At 46.0% G+C, this 15,639-nt stretch carries 13 protein-coding genes; 7 read left to right on the forward strand and 6 right to left on the reverse strand.

All coding sequences use genetic code 11. The annotated features are described in order from the left end of the window. Positions 1-54: 54 nt before the first annotated feature. From OA79_RS06610 to OA79_RS06625, 4 genes are read left to right on the forward strand one after another with little or no spacing between them, the layout of a single operon-like run. On the forward strand, positions 55-1,611 hold the full coding sequence (locus tag OA79_RS06610) for an ABC transporter ATP-binding protein (RefSeq protein WP_063332442.1): 1,557 nt from the start codon (positions 55-57) through the stop codon (positions 1,609-1,611). Beyond that, positions 1,608-2,705: an ABC transporter permease gene (locus OA79_RS06615; RefSeq protein ID WP_063332443.1), complete on the forward strand. Its 1,098-nt coding sequence runs from the start codon at positions 1,608-1,610 to the stop codon at positions 2,703-2,705. Before OA79_RS06610 ends, OA79_RS06615 begins: the two co-directional genes overlap by 4 nt. A gap of 10 nt (positions 2,706-2,715) precedes the next feature. Next, entirely contained in the window at positions 2,716-3,684 is a 969-nt protein-coding gene (locus OA79_RS06620) for an ABC transporter permease (protein ID WP_063332444.1), read from the forward strand. Position 3,685: 1 nt separating this feature from the next. Beyond that, a complete protein-coding gene (locus OA79_RS06625) occupies positions 3,686-4,093 on the forward strand; it encodes a cytidine deaminase (RefSeq protein WP_063332445.1) in 408 nt (135 codons plus the stop codon). Positions 4,094-4,162: 69 nt separating this feature from the next. Here the strand turns inward: OA79_RS06625 and ppk1 are convergent, their stop codons facing one another. The 3 genes from ppk1 to OA79_RS06640 form a co-directional block, all read right to left on the reverse strand. After that, a complete protein-coding gene (gene ppk1 / locus OA79_RS06630; protein ID WP_082825400.1) occupies positions 4,163-6,388 on the reverse strand; it encodes a polyphosphate kinase 1 in 2,226 nt (741 codons plus the stop codon). 180 nt (positions 6,389-6,568) lie between these two features. Further along, positions 6,569-7,558 (reverse strand): porphobilinogen synthase, encoded by a 990-nt coding sequence (hemB, locus tag OA79_RS06635; RefSeq protein WP_082825401.1) that lies wholly within the window; start codon positions 7,556-7,558, stop codon positions 6,569-6,571. A 130-nt stretch (positions 7,559-7,688) separates the two neighbouring features. Beyond that, positions 7,689-9,611, reverse strand: a complete 1,923-nt coding sequence (locus OA79_RS06640; RefSeq protein ID WP_063332447.1) for an ABC-F family ATP-binding cassette domain-containing protein — start codon at positions 9,609-9,611, stop codon at positions 7,689-7,691. Positions 9,612-9,811: 200 nt separating this feature from the next. On the opposite strand from OA79_RS06640, the gene hslO reads away from it, so the two are divergent. Next, positions 9,812-10,687, forward strand: coding sequence for an Hsp33 family molecular chaperone HslO (gene hslO, locus OA79_RS06645; protein WP_082825402.1), 876 nt, complete (start codon positions 9,812-9,814; stop codon positions 10,685-10,687). A 19-nt stretch (positions 10,688-10,706) separates the two neighbouring features. Here the strand turns inward: hslO and OA79_RS06650 are convergent, their stop codons facing one another. Further along, a complete protein-coding gene (locus tag OA79_RS06650; RefSeq protein ID WP_063332448.1) occupies positions 10,707-11,108 on the reverse strand; it encodes a CBS domain-containing protein in 402 nt (133 codons plus the stop codon). Positions 11,109-11,513: 405 nt separating this feature from the next. On the opposite strand from OA79_RS06650, the gene mqo reads away from it, so the two are divergent. Continuing rightward, the gene (mqo, locus tag OA79_RS06655; RefSeq protein ID WP_269447824.1) at positions 11,514-13,010 is read left to right on the forward strand and encodes a malate dehydrogenase (quinone); all 1,497 of its coding nucleotides are present in this window, start codon (positions 11,514-11,516) and stop codon (positions 13,008-13,010) included. A 76-nt stretch (positions 13,011-13,086) separates the two neighbouring features. Next, on the forward strand, positions 13,087-13,350 hold the full coding sequence (locus OA79_RS06660; protein WP_063332450.1) for a hypothetical protein: 264 nt from the start codon (positions 13,087-13,089) through the stop codon (positions 13,348-13,350). Positions 13,351-13,443: 93 nt separating this feature from the next. On the opposite strand, the gene OA79_RS06665 is transcribed toward OA79_RS06660, so the two are convergent. Both OA79_RS06665 and rho read right to left on the reverse strand, forming a co-directional pair. Further along, entirely contained in the window at positions 13,444-14,172 is a 729-nt protein-coding gene (locus OA79_RS06665) for an NAD(P)H-flavin reductase (RefSeq protein WP_063332451.1), read from the reverse strand. A 109-nt stretch (positions 14,173-14,281) separates the two neighbouring features. Further along, positions 14,282-15,547 carry a transcription termination factor Rho gene (rho, locus tag OA79_RS06670; protein WP_063332452.1) on the reverse strand — a complete coding sequence of 422 codons (1,266 nt, stop codon included), beginning with the start codon at positions 15,545-15,547 and terminating at the stop codon, positions 14,282-14,284. Positions 15,548-15,639 lie beyond the last annotated feature (92 nt).

The raw sequence follows: 15,639 nt of genomic DNA on the forward strand, positions 1-15,639 counted from the left end.
CTTTAGAGTCTTGCTCTAAGCGTTCCAATTTAAGCAGACGAATAACTTTTTGATATGACGAATAATACAGTGCCATTCGCAATAGAATTGCGAGATATCAGCAAACGCTTTGGTGCCGTTCAGGCCAACAAAGACATTTGCTTACAAGTTCCGGCTGGTACCATTCACGGCATTATTGGTGAAAACGGTGCGGGTAAATCCACTTTGATGAGTATCATTTATGGTTTTTATGAAGCCGATACCGGGTTCATCGAAGTAGACGGCAAACGAGTTGATATTCGTAGTTCACAAGACGCGATTGATGCTGGCATCGGCATGGTGCATCAGCACTTCATGTTGGTGGAAAATTTTAGTGTGCTTGAGAATGTTGTCTTAGGGACAGAGGGCGGTGCGCTACTAAAAGGTGGTTTGACTGCCGCTCGGGTGGAGCTTCAACGCCTAGCGAAAGAGTACAGCTTAGACATTGATGTAGACGCAATCGTTGAAGAACTTCCGGTTGGTTTGCAGCAACGAGTGGAAATCTTAAAGGCTTTGTATCGCGGTGCTCGCATCTTGATATTGGATGAGCCAACTGGGGTGTTAACACCGCAAGAAGCGGATCATTTATTCCGTATTTTGAAATCCCTTAAAGAGCAGGGGGTTACGGTACTGTTAATCACCCACAAATTGCGTGAAATCATGGCCTCGACGGATAACATCTCTGTCATGCGTCAGGGAGAAATGGTTGCGCACCGTGAAACTCAGCACACCAATACGGAAGAGTTGGCTGAATTAATGGTCGGTAAGAAAGTCCGTTTAACGGTTAACAAAGACGACGCTCAACCGAGTGACGTTTTCCTTTCCGCGAAGAATTTGACGCAATTTGATGGCCAAGGTGTAAAACGCCTAAAAGAAGTCAGCTTGGAATTGCGTGCGGGTGAAATTCTAGGCATTGCTGGTGTGTCGGGTAATGGTCAGAGTGAATTGCTCAACGTCTTATCTGGCATCACACCGATGAGCGAAGGCGAAATACAGTTTGCAGGTCAAACCATTACCGCTAAAGCACCAAAAGATGCGGCGCAAATGCGTGATTTAAAAATGGCGCATGTGCCAGAAGATCGTCATAAGATGGGGCTTGTTACAGGCTTTGAGGCTTATGAAGCGGCAGTCCTTGGTTACCATAACTCCGCTTCCTATAACGGTAAGATTCTAATGGATCATACCGCCATGTTAGAGGAGTGTAAGGTGCGTATGGCGGATTGGGATGTGCGTCCGCCTAATCCGCATCTAAAAACCGCGAATTTCTCTGGTGGTAATCAGCAAAAAATCGTTATTGCTCGTGAAGTGGAGCAAAATCCAGATGTGTTGTTGATCGGTCAACCGACACGAGGCGTCGATATTGGTGCGATTGAAAACATACACGAACAAATTGTTAAATTGAGAGACTCAGGCAAAGCCATTTTGCTTGTGTCAGTAGAATTGGATGAAATTATGGCACTGAGTGATCGCATCATAGTGATGTTTGATGGTGCAGTCGTTGGCGAACTTGACGCTAAAGACGCGGATGAACGAACCCTTGGTCTGATGATGGCAAATGCCTACAACAAAGAAGAGCAAGGAGTATCAGCATGAGTGAAGCAAAAGTGCCAGCTTGGGTAAACATTGCGCTGATTCCTTTTTTGAATATTTTATTGGCCTTTATTGTCTCTGGTTTGGTGATTCTAGCGATTGGTGAGAACCCGATTGAGGCGGCTGGGTATTTGGTCTACGGTGCGTTCGGTTATGACGAAGGGATTGGTTATACGCTGTATTATGCGACCAACCTTATTTTCACCGGATTGGCCGTTTCTGTTGCCTTTAAAGGTGGCTTGTTCAATATCGGTGGTGAAGGTCAGGCATATATTGGCGGTTTGGGGGTTGGATTAGTTTGTCTGGCGCTCGATCACACGATGCCGCTGTATATTATTGCGCCATTGGCCATTATTGGTGCGGCAGTATTTGGTGCAGCATGGGCTTACATTCCGGCTTATTTACAAGCGCGTCGTGGCAGTCACATCGTTATCACTACCATTATGTTTAATTTCATCGCCTCTTCTTTAATGGTTTATTTGATTGTGAACTGGCTAAAAGAAGACGGTCGTATGGCGCCTAACAGCCGAACCTTTGAAGAAAACGCTTGGTTACCTTACTTGCATGAGCTCTTGTCGCCTCTGGGCATTGATATTGGTGATTCACCATTGAACCTAGCCTTCATCATCGCCTTGATTTGCTGTGTGTTTGTGTGGGGATTGATCTGGCACACGCGCTGGGGTTATCAATTGCGTACTTTGGGCACCAATCCGACTGCGGCGCGTTACGCGGGCATTGATACCGCCAAGGTGACTATCTGGGCGATGCTGATTTCCGGTGGTCTAGCCGGTTTTGTCGGCATTAATGAAATCATGGGGGTAAACCACAACCTGTTGCTGAACTTCACCGCCGGTTATGGTTTTGCAGGTATCGCGGTTTCCTTGATGGGGCGTAATCATCCTATTGGTATTGTGCTAGCGGCGATTCTGTTTGGTGCTTTGTACCAAGGTGGTGCTGAGTTAGCATTTGAAATCCCGACCATCACACCTGAGATCGTTGTTGTGATTCAAGGTTTGGTGATTCTCTTCTCTGGTGCTCTTGAACATATGTTTAAAGATCGTATTGAAGGCTTTTTTATTCGCAGAGCGGTAGCGTAGGGGAACCATTATGTTTGAAACATTAATACTTATGTTAGACGCGACCATGCGAGTGTCGACACCACTGATCTTTGCTGCTTTGGCTGGTTTGTATTCAGAACGTGCGGGCATCGTAGATATTGGTCTGGAAGGTAAAATTTTGGGCAGTGCTTTTGCGGCGGCGGCAGGCGCGGCTATTTTTGGCTCTGCTTGGATTGGTTTATGTTTTGGTATCATGGCATCCATTTCGTTGGCAATGATCCACGGTTTTGCGTGTATTACGCACCGTGGTGATCACATTGTCTCTGGTGTTGCCATTAATACGATTGTCGCAGGTTTAACGGTTACCTTGTCTATGGACTGGTTTGGTATGGGGGGGCAAACACCCACTTTGTCAGGTGACGCGCGTTTCCTATCCATTACCCTGCCATTTGCCGACGCCTTAGCGGATGTGCCTGTGATTGGTTTGATCTATTCCGAATTGTTAAGTGGCCATAATATTTTGGTGTATTTAGCGTTTGCAATGGTGCCGATGACATTTTGGGTGGTGTATAAAACCCGTTTTGGTTTACGTTTACGTGCTGTGGGTGAAAACCCACATGCGGTTGATACGGCCGGTATTTCGGTTGCTTTCATTCGCTACAGAGCCTTAATTGTGTGTGGTATTTTATGTGGTTTGGCCGGGGCTTACCTGTCGACGGCACATAATGCGGGCTTCTTGAAAGACATGAGTGCAGGTAAAGGTTATATGGCGCTTGCTGCGCTGATCTTCGGTAAATGGCGTCCAGTACCAGTGTTGTTCGCTTGTTTGCTATTCGGCTTCCTCGACGCGGTTGCGGTGCGCATGCAAGGGGTAGTATTGCCAGGTGTTGGTGAAGTGCCAGTTCAAGCCATTGAAGTCTTGCCTTATGTCTTAACGGTACTGCTTCTTGCTGGTTTCATCGGTAAAGCTGTGGGTCCAAAAGCGATTGGTCGACCCTACGTGAAAGAGCGAGCTTAATATGTCGGATGCAAAGCAAAGCAAGCAGTTGTTTGATCTTGCTAAAGCCGCGATGAGCCAAGCCTATGTGCCGTACTCTCATTTTACGGTTGGTGCCGCGATTCTGACGGCATCTGGTGAGCTGTATTCTGGCTGTAATGTAGAAAATGCTTCTTACCCAGAAGGAACTTGTGCGGAAGCTGGGGCAATTGCTGCCATGGTTCGTGACGGTGAGACACAGATTAAAGAAATCTACGTCATAGGTGAAGGGGATGCATTGGTAACACCTTGTGGCGGCTGCCGTCAGCGTATTCGAGAATTTTCTTCTGTGGACACTGTGATCCACATTTGTGGGCCAGAAGGGGTTCGCAAATCATTGACCATGAATGAGTTGTTGCCCTTTTCGTTCGGGCCAGAAAATCTCGCTTAACCGTCAGTAAGACGAAAAAAAAACCAGTTCATCGAACTGGTTTTTTTGTTTTAGTGGACCTTGAAAAGGCTAGCTTTGTCGTGTGCTATCAGCCAGTTCACTCAACAGGGCACGTTGTGCACTGCGATATTCCCCTTTTCTTGGTTTAGACAATTGATAGGAACCGTCACTTTGTAAAATCCAACTCTGTGTATTGTCTGTTAAGTAATATTCTAACTCTTTCTTCACTCGACGTACTTGTTTGTAATCCTGCAATGGGAAGGCGACTTCAATTCGGTTATTGAGGTTGCGATCCATGCCATCGGCACTGGACAAATAGACGGCAGGGTTACGATTATTGTAGAAGTAATAAACACGAGTATGTTCTAAAAAGCGGCCAATAATACTGCGTACTCGGATATTCGATGAAATGCCTTTAATGCCCGGGCGAAGAGTACAAATGCCACGCACAATCAAATCAATCTTAACACCGGCCTGTGATGCCTTGTACAAGGCCTGAACCAGCTTCTGCTCGGTCAAAGAGTTGACCTTGATAATGATGCGAGATGGATCGCCGTTTTGCGCATTTTTGGCTTCGCGGTCGATCATTTCCAGCAGACGATTACGGAGTGTAAAAGGAGCATGCAGAAGCTTTTTCACCTTCAGCTCTTTACTCATTCCGGTCAGTTGCTGGAAAACCCGATGCACGTCATCACCGATTTCCTTGTTGCACGTCATGAAGCTGTAATCCGTGTACAGCCTAGCGTTACCGGCGTGATAGTTACCTGTGCCTAAATGCACATAACGGGTAAGGTTGTTACCCTCACGACGCACAATCAAAATCATTTTGGCGTGGGTTTTATGACGCACGACACCGTACACCACAATGGCGCCAGCGTCTTGAAGTCGGCTGGCCAAGGCCAGGTTTTCTGCTTCGTCAAAGCGAGCGCGTAGCTCAATAACGACCGTTACTTCTTTACCATTTCGAGCCGCTTCGACTAAGGCGTTAGCAATAGGAGAGCGAGCACCCGTTCGGTAAAGGGTTTGGCGTATTGCCACCACGTTCGGGTCTTTCGCAGCTTCGCTTAATAAGTCGATAACAGGCGAAAAACTCTCGAACGGGTGCATTAATAGGTAATCGCGCTGACGAATTGCTTCAAATAGTCCACCTGCGCTCGCTAGCTTTCTTGGTAAGCCAGGAGAGAAAGGCGAGTACATCAAATCAGGACGATCGACTAACTCTAATACGGCCATTAAACGACTTAGGTTCACTGGTCCGTCAATTTGATATAAATCTTGTTGCTCAAGGTCAAATTGCTTGAGTAGGGAGCTAACAATATGGTCTGGGCAGTTTTCTGCAATCTCGAGGCGAACAGAGCTACCATAATGGCGGCTTTGTAATTCGGTTCGAAGCGCACCCGCTAAATCCACGCCAATATCATCGGAATCCACTTCTAAATCGGCGTTACGAGTGAGTCGGAATTGGTAGCAACCTTTGACCGTCATGCCAGGAAACAATTGATCAGCGTGAGCGTGAATAATCGAAGACAGGAAGACCATGTTGTCGCCGCCTTCACTGACATCGTCAGGCAGTTTCACCAAACGCGGTAAGGAGCTTGGTGCTGGCACAATTGCCAGTCCGTTTTCACGGCCGAAGGCATCGCGTCCTTCTAGTTCAACCACAAAGTTAAAGGTTTTGTTTGCCAGCCTAGGAAAAGGGTGCGCTGGATCCAAGCCAATCGGGCTGATAATAGGCAGTACATTATCTCTAAAGTAGCGACGTACCCAGTTGGATTGTTTGTCTGTCCATAGGGTACGGCGAATAAATTGCACATTCTCTTCCGCTAATTTAGGGAAGATGATGTCATTGAGTATACGATATTGGCGACGTACTAATTTGTGGGCATGTTCACTGATTAGATTCAGCACCTTCTTCGGGTGCATGCCGTCTGGGCCGTTTTTCTCGCGGCTGTATTCCAGTTGGCTCTTTAATCCAGCGACACGAATTTCGAAGAATTCGTCCATATTGGAGCTGAAAATACACAAAAACATCAAACGGTTGAGAATTGGGTGGTTTTCATCCATGGCCTGTTCAAGCACACGGGCATTGAATTGCAGGTGACTTAACTCTCGGTTGAAATACAGTTCAGGATCGCCCAGATCAATTTCTTCTGGTAAACGTTCCTCAATGGCGATCTTGGTCGGGTCTTGTGGTTGCTCTGGAATGGGCTCAAGAACCAATTCGGCATCCAGTTCCATCGGCGGTGCGGTAGGAACGCCCTTTTTTTCAACGTCGTTAACAGGCTGCTCAGACATGTGCTTCTATTCTCTCCAAATACCTTTATATGTTGTTGGTATTCCTTGTCTTTGCTGCCTTCAATTGTTGAAAGCAGCTATAAACAAATTACACCAATGCCGCCTGCTGGTCACCAGATTCTCTGGTTTTATTTCAATATTTATAAAATTAAGGAAAGCACGAATCAGTTCGTACCTTCTTTAACCTTTTAGCAGGCGAGCTGCGTCTTTTGCGAAATAGGTTAATATGCCGTCTGCTCCGGCACGTTTAAACGCTAGCAGCGATTCCATCATCACTGAGTCTTTGTCCAACCAACCCTTTTCAAAAGCGGCCATGTGCATGGCATACTCACCGCTGACCTGATAGGCAAAGGTGGGCACTTCTAGTTCGCTTTTAACGCGACGAACTATGTCCAAATAGGGTAGCCCTGGTTTCACCATCACCATGTCGGCACCTTCGTCTAGGTCCAGCATGACTTCTCGGATGGCTTCATTAGAGTTTGCCGGATCAATTTGATACGTAAACTTGTTGCCTTTGCCGAGGTTGCCGCTTGAGCCAATCGCATCACGGAATGGACCATAGTAGGCGGATGCGTATTTCGCGGCATACGCCATGATCAAGGTGTTAATGAAGCCTTCTGTTTCCAGTTCTTCACGGATTTCGCCAATTCTACCGTCCATCATATCTGATGGCGCAACCACATCAGCGCCTGCTTGCGCATGGGACAGAGCTTGCTTCACAAGCGTGTCAACGGTGACATCGTTCAAAACATAGCCATCATCGTCGATGATGCCGTCTTGTCCATGTGTGGTATAGGGATCAAGGGCCACATCGGTTAAGACGCCCAGTTCTGGGAACGCTTCTTTTAGTGCGCGAACCGCTCGTTGAACTAGACCGTCTGGGTTATAGGCTTCTTCGGCGAGCAGTGACTTTTTATCCGCTGCGATGACCGGAAACAGTGCAACCGTAGGAATGCCTAGCTCGACCAGTTCTTTGGCTTCTTCTAAAAGGAGATCAATAGAGACACGTTCAATGTTTGGCATTGAAGGAATCGCTTCGCGAACTTGCTCTCCTTCAAGAATAAACATTGGGTAGATTAGATCGTCTGCAGTGAGTCGATGCTCACGCATCAAACGACGAGAAAAATCGTGCTTACGCATGCGGCGCATACGAGTGTATGGAAAGGTCATCCACATATCTCCTTTTCGCAGTGTAGGAATGTACGTTAGTTATGTGACAATAATAAGACAGAGTCATGAGGAAAGCCTTGCGATTAGGCAATTAGAGAAACTTTACCCCATTATTTACTCAGTTAGCGGTTTATTGAAGTTCTGCTTCCGCTGCTTCGAGTTCCTCTTGCGCTTCAAACCAAGCTTCTTCGCTTTCTTCTAAGGATTTTTTCCATTGCGCTTCGTCGCTGAGTAAGGCTTGTAGTTTGTCTTTTTGGCTCGCTTCATAAAGGCTGGAATCGGCCATTTTCTCAGAGATCACATCCAGCTTACTTTGCGCCATTTGAACGGCTTTTTCATGTTGGTCAATTTGTTTACGAAGCGGTCGTAGTTTCTCGCGAAGTTCTGCGGCTTTTCGTCGCTCTTCTTTGCGATCGATTTTATCTACTTTGATTTCCTGCTCACCTTTTTCTTCTCTTAAAGATTGGGCTTGTCTAGCTTGTAACCAAGCATGGTACGCGGCCAGATCACCATCAAAGGCTTGAATCTGGTGGTCAGCGACCAAATAGAACTCATCTACTGTGCTGTTTAATAAATGGCGATCGTGTGAAACCAGTAAAATGGCTCCAGGAAAGGCTTGCAAGGCTTCGGTTAAGGCTTGGCGCATTTCTAGATCCAAGTGGTTCGTTGGCTCATCGAGAATGAGAAGGTTGGGTTTGGTCCAAGTGATTAACGACAAGGCCAAGCGCGCCTTTTCCCCCCCAGAAAAACCTTTTACGGCACGCAACGCGTCGTCCCCAATAAAGCCAAAACCACCTAGATAGCGACGAATATCGCTTTCTAACACTTTGGGCGACAGTCTTTGTATGTGCAAAACAGGAGAGGCTTCCAAATCCAGTGCACTGAGCTGGTGTTGTGAGAAATAGCCGATGGCTAGGTTTTCTCCAGTCACTCTGTCACCTGATAAGAGTGGAATTTCCCCTACAATGGATTTGATTAAGGTGGATTTACCTGCCCCATTTGGACCCAGTAAGCCGATGCGTTGACCATCACGGATGGTGAAGTTGGTGTTGCCAAGTTGTTGTGTTTGAACCTGTTGTTCTGAGGTATAGCCGAGGTTTGCTTGAATCAGGTTAATCAGTTGTTGAGAGGTCTTTTCGGCCACGGGAATGCTGAATTCGAACTGGGAATCAATGTGCGCAGGTCCAATGAGTTCCATTTTCTCCAGCATTTTTAAGCGGCTTTGAGCCTGCTTGGCTTTGTCCGCTTTGTAGCGAAAACGGTCCACGTATTGTTGTAAGTGGGCTCGCTTCGTCTGCTGCTTTTCATAGTTGGCTTGCTGTTGGGCAAGATGTTCTGCACGTTGGCGTTCGTAGTCAGAGTAGTTGCCTTTATAAAGCGTTAGTTTTTTCTGGTACAGATGCACAATGTGGCTACAAATACCATCTATGAAGTCTCGGTCGTGGGAGATCAGTAATAGGGTGCCTGGGTACTGACGTAGCCAGTTTTCTAGCCACATGACGGCGTCTAAGTCTAAGTGGTTGGTCGGCTCATCCAGCAGTAACACGTCAGAGGGGCACATTAACGCTTTGGCTAGGTTGAGGCGAATGCGCCATCCACCGGAGAAATCTGATACGGGTTTGTGCATGTCGGACATTTTAAAGCCGAGACCTTGCAGTAATGTCTCAGCGCGAGACTCTGCGGTGTAGCCTTGTGCAGTTTCAAACTCTGCTAGCCAAGTAGCGTGAGCATGATGATCACCTGAGGTTTCGGCTTGCAGGATGTGGGCTTGTATTTTTCTGAGGTTATCGTCGCCATCAAGACAGTAATCCAATGCCGAGCGTTGTGTTTCCTCAACTTCTTGCGCCATAAACGCAATGCGGCGTTGGCCTGGCAGGATGACTTCACCTGTGTCCGCTTGTAACTCGCCTTTGATCATGGCAAACAGAGACGATTTACCGGCGCCATTGGCCCCGATAAGACCGACTTTTTGGCCTTCAAATACGGTGAGATCGGCTTCTTCCAATAAGAATTGCGTACCACGTTGTAAACTGACTTCGGTGAATTGAATCATATAAGCGAACTGTCTCTTACCTCAAAAAAAGAGGACTAATGTCTGTGTGGGGGTATTTTAGAGTGCTCTAATAAGAAACGAAATAGCAAAGGTGTTAGTTACACTGTTTTAAAGTGGATGATTGCTTTTCGCAAGGGTAAAATGGCGCGCATCTATGTTATGAATTTTATCATCAGCTTTGAGCTGAGAAGGTGCTTTTTGTGAATAATTTATCAGTGAATGAGATTCAACGCTTTTCGTTTGATCATACCAATGTGCGTGGCGAGCGAGTGTTGTTGAACAGTGCGTATCAAGAAATCATTCAGCGTAAAGAATACCCTTTACCCTTGGAAAAACTCTTGGGTGAGTTTGTCGCGGCCATTGCTTTGTTGCGTGACATTATCAAGATAGATGGTGTTTTATCCATGCAAGCTAAAGGTAATGGTTTTCTTTCTACTTTAATGACGGAGTGCGATGAATTCCAAAATTTGCGCGGCATTGTGCAATGGGATGAGGAGCAAACCTTACCAGACACGCTTTCGTTGAAAGATTTGCTGGCTGGTGGGTATTTGGTGATCACCATTCAACCACGCAATGGTCAGCGCTATCAGGGCATTGTGGAAGTGGTTGGTGATACCTTGGCAGAATGTCTAGAGCAATACTTTTTGCAGTCTGAGCAGTTACCAAGTCGGGTTTGGCTAGCGGCGAATGGCTCTCAGTGTGGTGGTTTATTCTTACAGCGATTGCCGCAAGAACAAGCCAAGGCTGGTGATACCGATGCTTGGGACCGTTTTACACATCTTGCCTCAACGGTGTCAGAAGACGAGCTGTTGGGATTGGATACGGAGACGTTATTGCATCGTTTGTATCATGAAGAAGAAGTGCGCATGTACGACTCGAAACAGATGCAATTTGGTTGTTCATGCTCTCGTCAACGTATGTTGGATGCGGTGATGTCGTTAGGGGCGGAAGAGATTCGTCAGCTGTTGATTGAGCAAAGTGCGATTAAGGTCGACTGTCAATTCTGTGCAGAGCAATATGAATTCAAAGAGGCCGATCTAGTCGACATGCTAGGAGATCAGGCACAAACGCACTAAGCGAGTGCTTTTCCTATGATCAATACTTGGCGTGGTTGACCAAATCTCGCCAAGTGATGATGCCAATCACATGATCTTCCTCGTCGACGACGGGGAAGCATGAAATATCCACTTTTTTTAGCCAAGCCAGAATCTCTGTAATCGGCGTGTCGGCTTTCACACGGATTGGTTGACGTGTCATGATTTGATGGGCGGCACGATTTAATGTGTCTAGGTCTCTTGCTTGTTCCGATACGCTGTCGATGAACGGGCTGACCAAGCGTAAAATATCTCGATCTGAAATGATGCCAACCAGACGACCCTGTTCGGTAACCGGCAGGTGATGGAAGCCATGTTGCTGTAGCAGGTTTTTCACTTCAGGCACTCTGTCGTCCATGTCAACACAGATAACATTGCTCACCATAATGTCTTGAGCTTTCATTGCTTAAGTCTCCATGCCAGTGAAAATTGAATTTCGTGCGGTGATAACGAGTATTACGAATTAATTATAGCTGCAAAATCGAAGCAAGTTTTTTATTAATGCCTTAAAAATCCTATTTCTTGTCGCTAAAGTCAATAAAATGTCATAGATCGTGTTGCTCGAAATGTTAATATATCTACAAACTTAGACTAAGGTCTCAAGACATTGGGGACAAAATCCGTATAATCACTTTTTATCCACTTAGAATCCTTTATGGCTTGTTTATTTTTTAATCTAGCTGCTTGCCAATGCAAATAAAAGCATTCTGAGGAACCGATAAGAAAGTATTGCAGTACCTCCTCTAATAATAACTAGCTGCTGGCCAAAAGCCCCCTTTCTAAATCAGTCTCAACTTTACAATTGGGTATGACACGGCGAAATTTTATGACTTCAAATTTAGTAGACGTTTTACTCGTCGGTGGCGGTGCTATGAGCACCACACTAGGCGTATTGCTAAAACAACTTGATCCTAATATGTCCATCTTAATGGTGGAGCGTTTAGACAGTGTCGCAAAAGAAAGTACGGATGGTTGGAATAACGCAGGGACAGGACATGCCGCGTATTGCGAATTAAATTACACCTCAGAAAATTCAGATGGTTCAGTGAACATTGATAAAGCGGTCAGTATTAATGCTGCTTTTGAAGTGAGCCTGCAGTTTTGGTCTTACCTTGTTGAACAAGGGTTAATGCCAGCGCCTAAAGAATTCATCAATCGCGTACCTCATCAGAGTTTTGTCTGGGGGGAGCGTAATGTAAACATGCTAAAAGCACGTCATCAAGCGATGAGTGCACATCCTGCGTTCAAAGAAATGGAGTACACGGAAGACCGTGATACTTTGGCTCAATGGATGCCATTAATTATGCAAAACCGCGGTGTGGATGAGCCTTTGGCTGCGACTCGCATCGAACATGGTGCAGACGTTAATTTTGGTGCCATTGCTCGTAATATGAGCAAGTTGCTGGAAAGGTCTGATCAGTTTGAACTTAGCTTGAAGAGCGAAGTAACGGACCTTGAACAAGGGCCAGATGGTCGTTGGAAAGTGACTTTAGACGTGAACGGTAAAGAGCGAGTAATTGACGCTAAATTTGTTTTCTTAGGGGCGGGAGGTGGCGCCTTGCCGCTGCTGCAAAAATCCGGCATCAAAGAAAGCAATGGTTATGGTGGCTTTCCAGTCAGTGGCCAATGGCTTGTATGTGACAAACCAGAATTGGTTGAGCAGCACTTTGCTAAAGTGTATGGCGCTGCACCGATTGGTGCGCCACCTATGTCAGTGCCACATCTAGACACTCGAATCATTGATGGCAAAAAAGCCATTTTGTTCGGGCCTTTTGCAGGCTTCACCACTAAGTTCTTAAAAACGGGCTCATTTTTGGATCTGCCAAAGAGTGTTCGTTTTAACAACATCAAACCTATGTTGAGTGTCGGTAAGAACAACATGGATCTGACGCGTTACTTGATTAGCGAGGTGATGCAATCCCATAAAGATCGTTGTAACTCTTTGCGTCAATTTTACCCTGATGCGAAAGATGAAGACTGGGAATTGGCGTACGCCGGGCAGCGAGTTCAGATTATCAAGAAGGACGAGAAGGGCGCCGGTAAACTGGAGTTTGGTACCGAAGCGATCACATCTCAAGACGGTTCTTTGGCTGCTTTGCTTGGAGCGTCACCTGGTGCGTCTACTACAGTGAATACCATGATTGGCATTCTTGAGCGTTGTTTCGCAGACCGTCTAAATGACAGCGAATGGCAAACGAAGATGAAACAAATGGTGCCTTCTTACGGTGAGTCATTGGTTGAAAACACGGACTTGTTACTGACGATTCGAGATCGTACCCTATCAACATTGGAATTAAAGCCCTAAGCTGGTTTTAATGTCATTCAAAAGCTGGGAATGTGGCCCAGCTTTTTTGTATCCGTCAAAAAAGTAGAGAGAGATTATGTCAGTAACCTTTGCTGATCGAGCTGATCAGCTGTGCGATAAATTGCGCGAACTAGAGCATCAAGCCGAAGAGGGAGATCAACTCTTTTATTGTGCTTACTTGTTAGGCTTGTTGGGATTGCACAGCAGTGTAGAAGGGGAAGGCGCGGATGAATTTGACTTCGCCTTTGAAGGAACTTTGAAAGAAACGCTTGAGTCAGAAGGCGTGTCAGCAGCGGATCAGCAAGAGATCCTGCAGCTTTGGACGTCAGTGATCGCTTAAAACTGAGCGTCTTTCTAGACGAAAAAAGAGAAGTCTTGGACTTCTCTTTTTGGTTGTTGTCTTTCTAATGTATTGTCGCCTTGGCCGCTAATATTAAAGCTGCGGCTTTTCAGGTCTTGGTGCATAAGCAAAGACATCAGAAAAACAATTGTTCTCTTTCAGGCCTTTTGCTTCAAGCTGGTCTAATGTGCCATAGACCATACCGACTGAACCGCTGATGAAAGCCGCGCTGTCTGACAGATCTGGATGATCGGCTAAGATGGCTTCATACAACCAACCAGTTCGGCCGTTCCACTCATCAGAACCCTCATTAACCACAAGATTCACAGAGACGTTGTCATGTTGCTTAGCATTTTCTAACCACGCTTCTGCAAAGGTGTCTTGTGGCGTTCTAACGCCCCAATAAAAAGATATTTTGCCTTCAAAGCGACGTGCAACTAGGTCGCTGAATAGGCTTTTCACTTGAGCAAAGCCAGTGCCGCCGGCAATAAGTAAGATATGCTCAGAGGTCAGACTGAAGGCTTCACTTTCTAGATGGCAGTCCCCACCCGGTGCTTTTAAGCTCACTTCTGACGATTGGCTAAGATGTTCAACTACCTTGTGAGCAAGGGAGTCCGGATCACTAACAAGAATGTATAAAGTCAGCAGTGGCAACTCGCCAGGCGCACTACCAATGGAATAAGGCACTTGTTCGCCCGTTGGTAGCTGGATCATGACATATTGACCCGAGATAAAAGAAAAGGAATCCATTTCCAGTGTGACTTGATAAACGTCTTTATTAACCAGTTCAACAGCCTTTACCTTGGCGGTCACTTCATTCATGTTGTTACTCCGTCGCGCATTTGTCAGCCAAAAGACAAATGTCCGTTATGCTTTCTAGAATGGAAAAAAAACCACTTATAAAAAGTGGTTTTTCAAGTTGTGTATCGACTTACTTATTCTTGCCTTTCATCGACTCGAAGAATTCGTCATTGGTCTTAGTGACTCGAAGTCGATCAATGAGGAACTCAGTAGCGGCAATGTCTTCCATTGGATTAAGTAGTTTACGAAGGATCCACATGCGTTGCAGTTCGTCTTCGGATGTCAGTAGGTCTTCACGACGAGTACCTGAACGACGAATGTTGATAGCAGGGAACGTACGTTTCTCAGCAATCTTACGGTCAAGGTGAAGCTCAGAGTTACCTGTACCTTTAAATTCTTCGAAGATAACTTCGTCCATTTTAGATCCCGTATCGACCAGTGCTGTTGCGATGATGGTCAAACTGCCACCTTCTTCAACGTTACGAGCCGCACCGAAGAAACGTTTTGGACGTTCCAGGGCATTGGCATCCACACCACCGGTTAAGACTTTACCGGAAGAAGGAATGACGGTGTTGTAAGCACGGGCCAAACGGGTAATGGAGTCTAGCAAAATGACAACGTCTTTCTTATGCTCAACCAAACGTTTGGCTTTTTCGATGACCATTTCAGCCACTTGAACGTGACGTGCTGGTGGCTCATCGAAGGTAGAAGCAACCACTTCTCCGCGAACGGTACGAGACATCTCGGTTACTTCCTCTGGACGTTCATCGATCAATAGAACGATCAAATGACATTCAGGGTTATTGCGAGTAATGGAATTCGCAATGTTTTGTAGCATGAAGGTTTTACCGGCTTTAGGCGGTGAAACCACCAAAGCACGTTGGCCTTTACCCATTGGTGCAACCAGATCGATGATGCGTGAGGTAACGTCTTCGGTTGAACCGTTACCCGCTTCCATGGCCAAACGGTCATCAGCAAAAAGAGGGGTTAAGTTCTCAAATAAGATTTTGTTGCGGACACTGTCTGGCTTGTCGAAATTAATTTCGTTTACTTTTAGAAGGGCAAAATAACGCTCGCCGTCTTTCGGTGGACGAATTTTCCCCGCAATGGTGTCACCTGTACGAAGATTAAATCGACGTATTTGGCTTGGCGAAACATAAATGTCGTCTGGCCCAGCTAGGTAAGAACAATCTGGCGATCGAAGGAAACCAAAGCCATCTTGTAAAATTTCAAGGATACCATCGCCATAGATGTCTTCCCCACTTTTTGCATGACGCTTAAGGATGGAGAAAATAACATCTTGTTTGCGTGAACGAGCCATGTTGTCTAGGCCCATTTCTGATGCGATTTCTAAAAGTTCGTGTACTGATTTCTGTTTTAATTCGGTAAGGTTCATAAACGGGTTTGTATTAGCTCATTTGAGGAAAATTGACAGGATTAAAAGGGCTTCTTATTAAGCCAGACTAATCTGTGTCTGGAAGTATCTAA

The sequence above is a fragment of the Marinomonas sp. TW1 genome, from assembly GCF_001625355.1.
In the GTDB taxonomy this organism is placed as follows: Bacteria; Pseudomonadota; Gammaproteobacteria; order Pseudomonadales; family Marinomonadaceae; genus Marinomonas.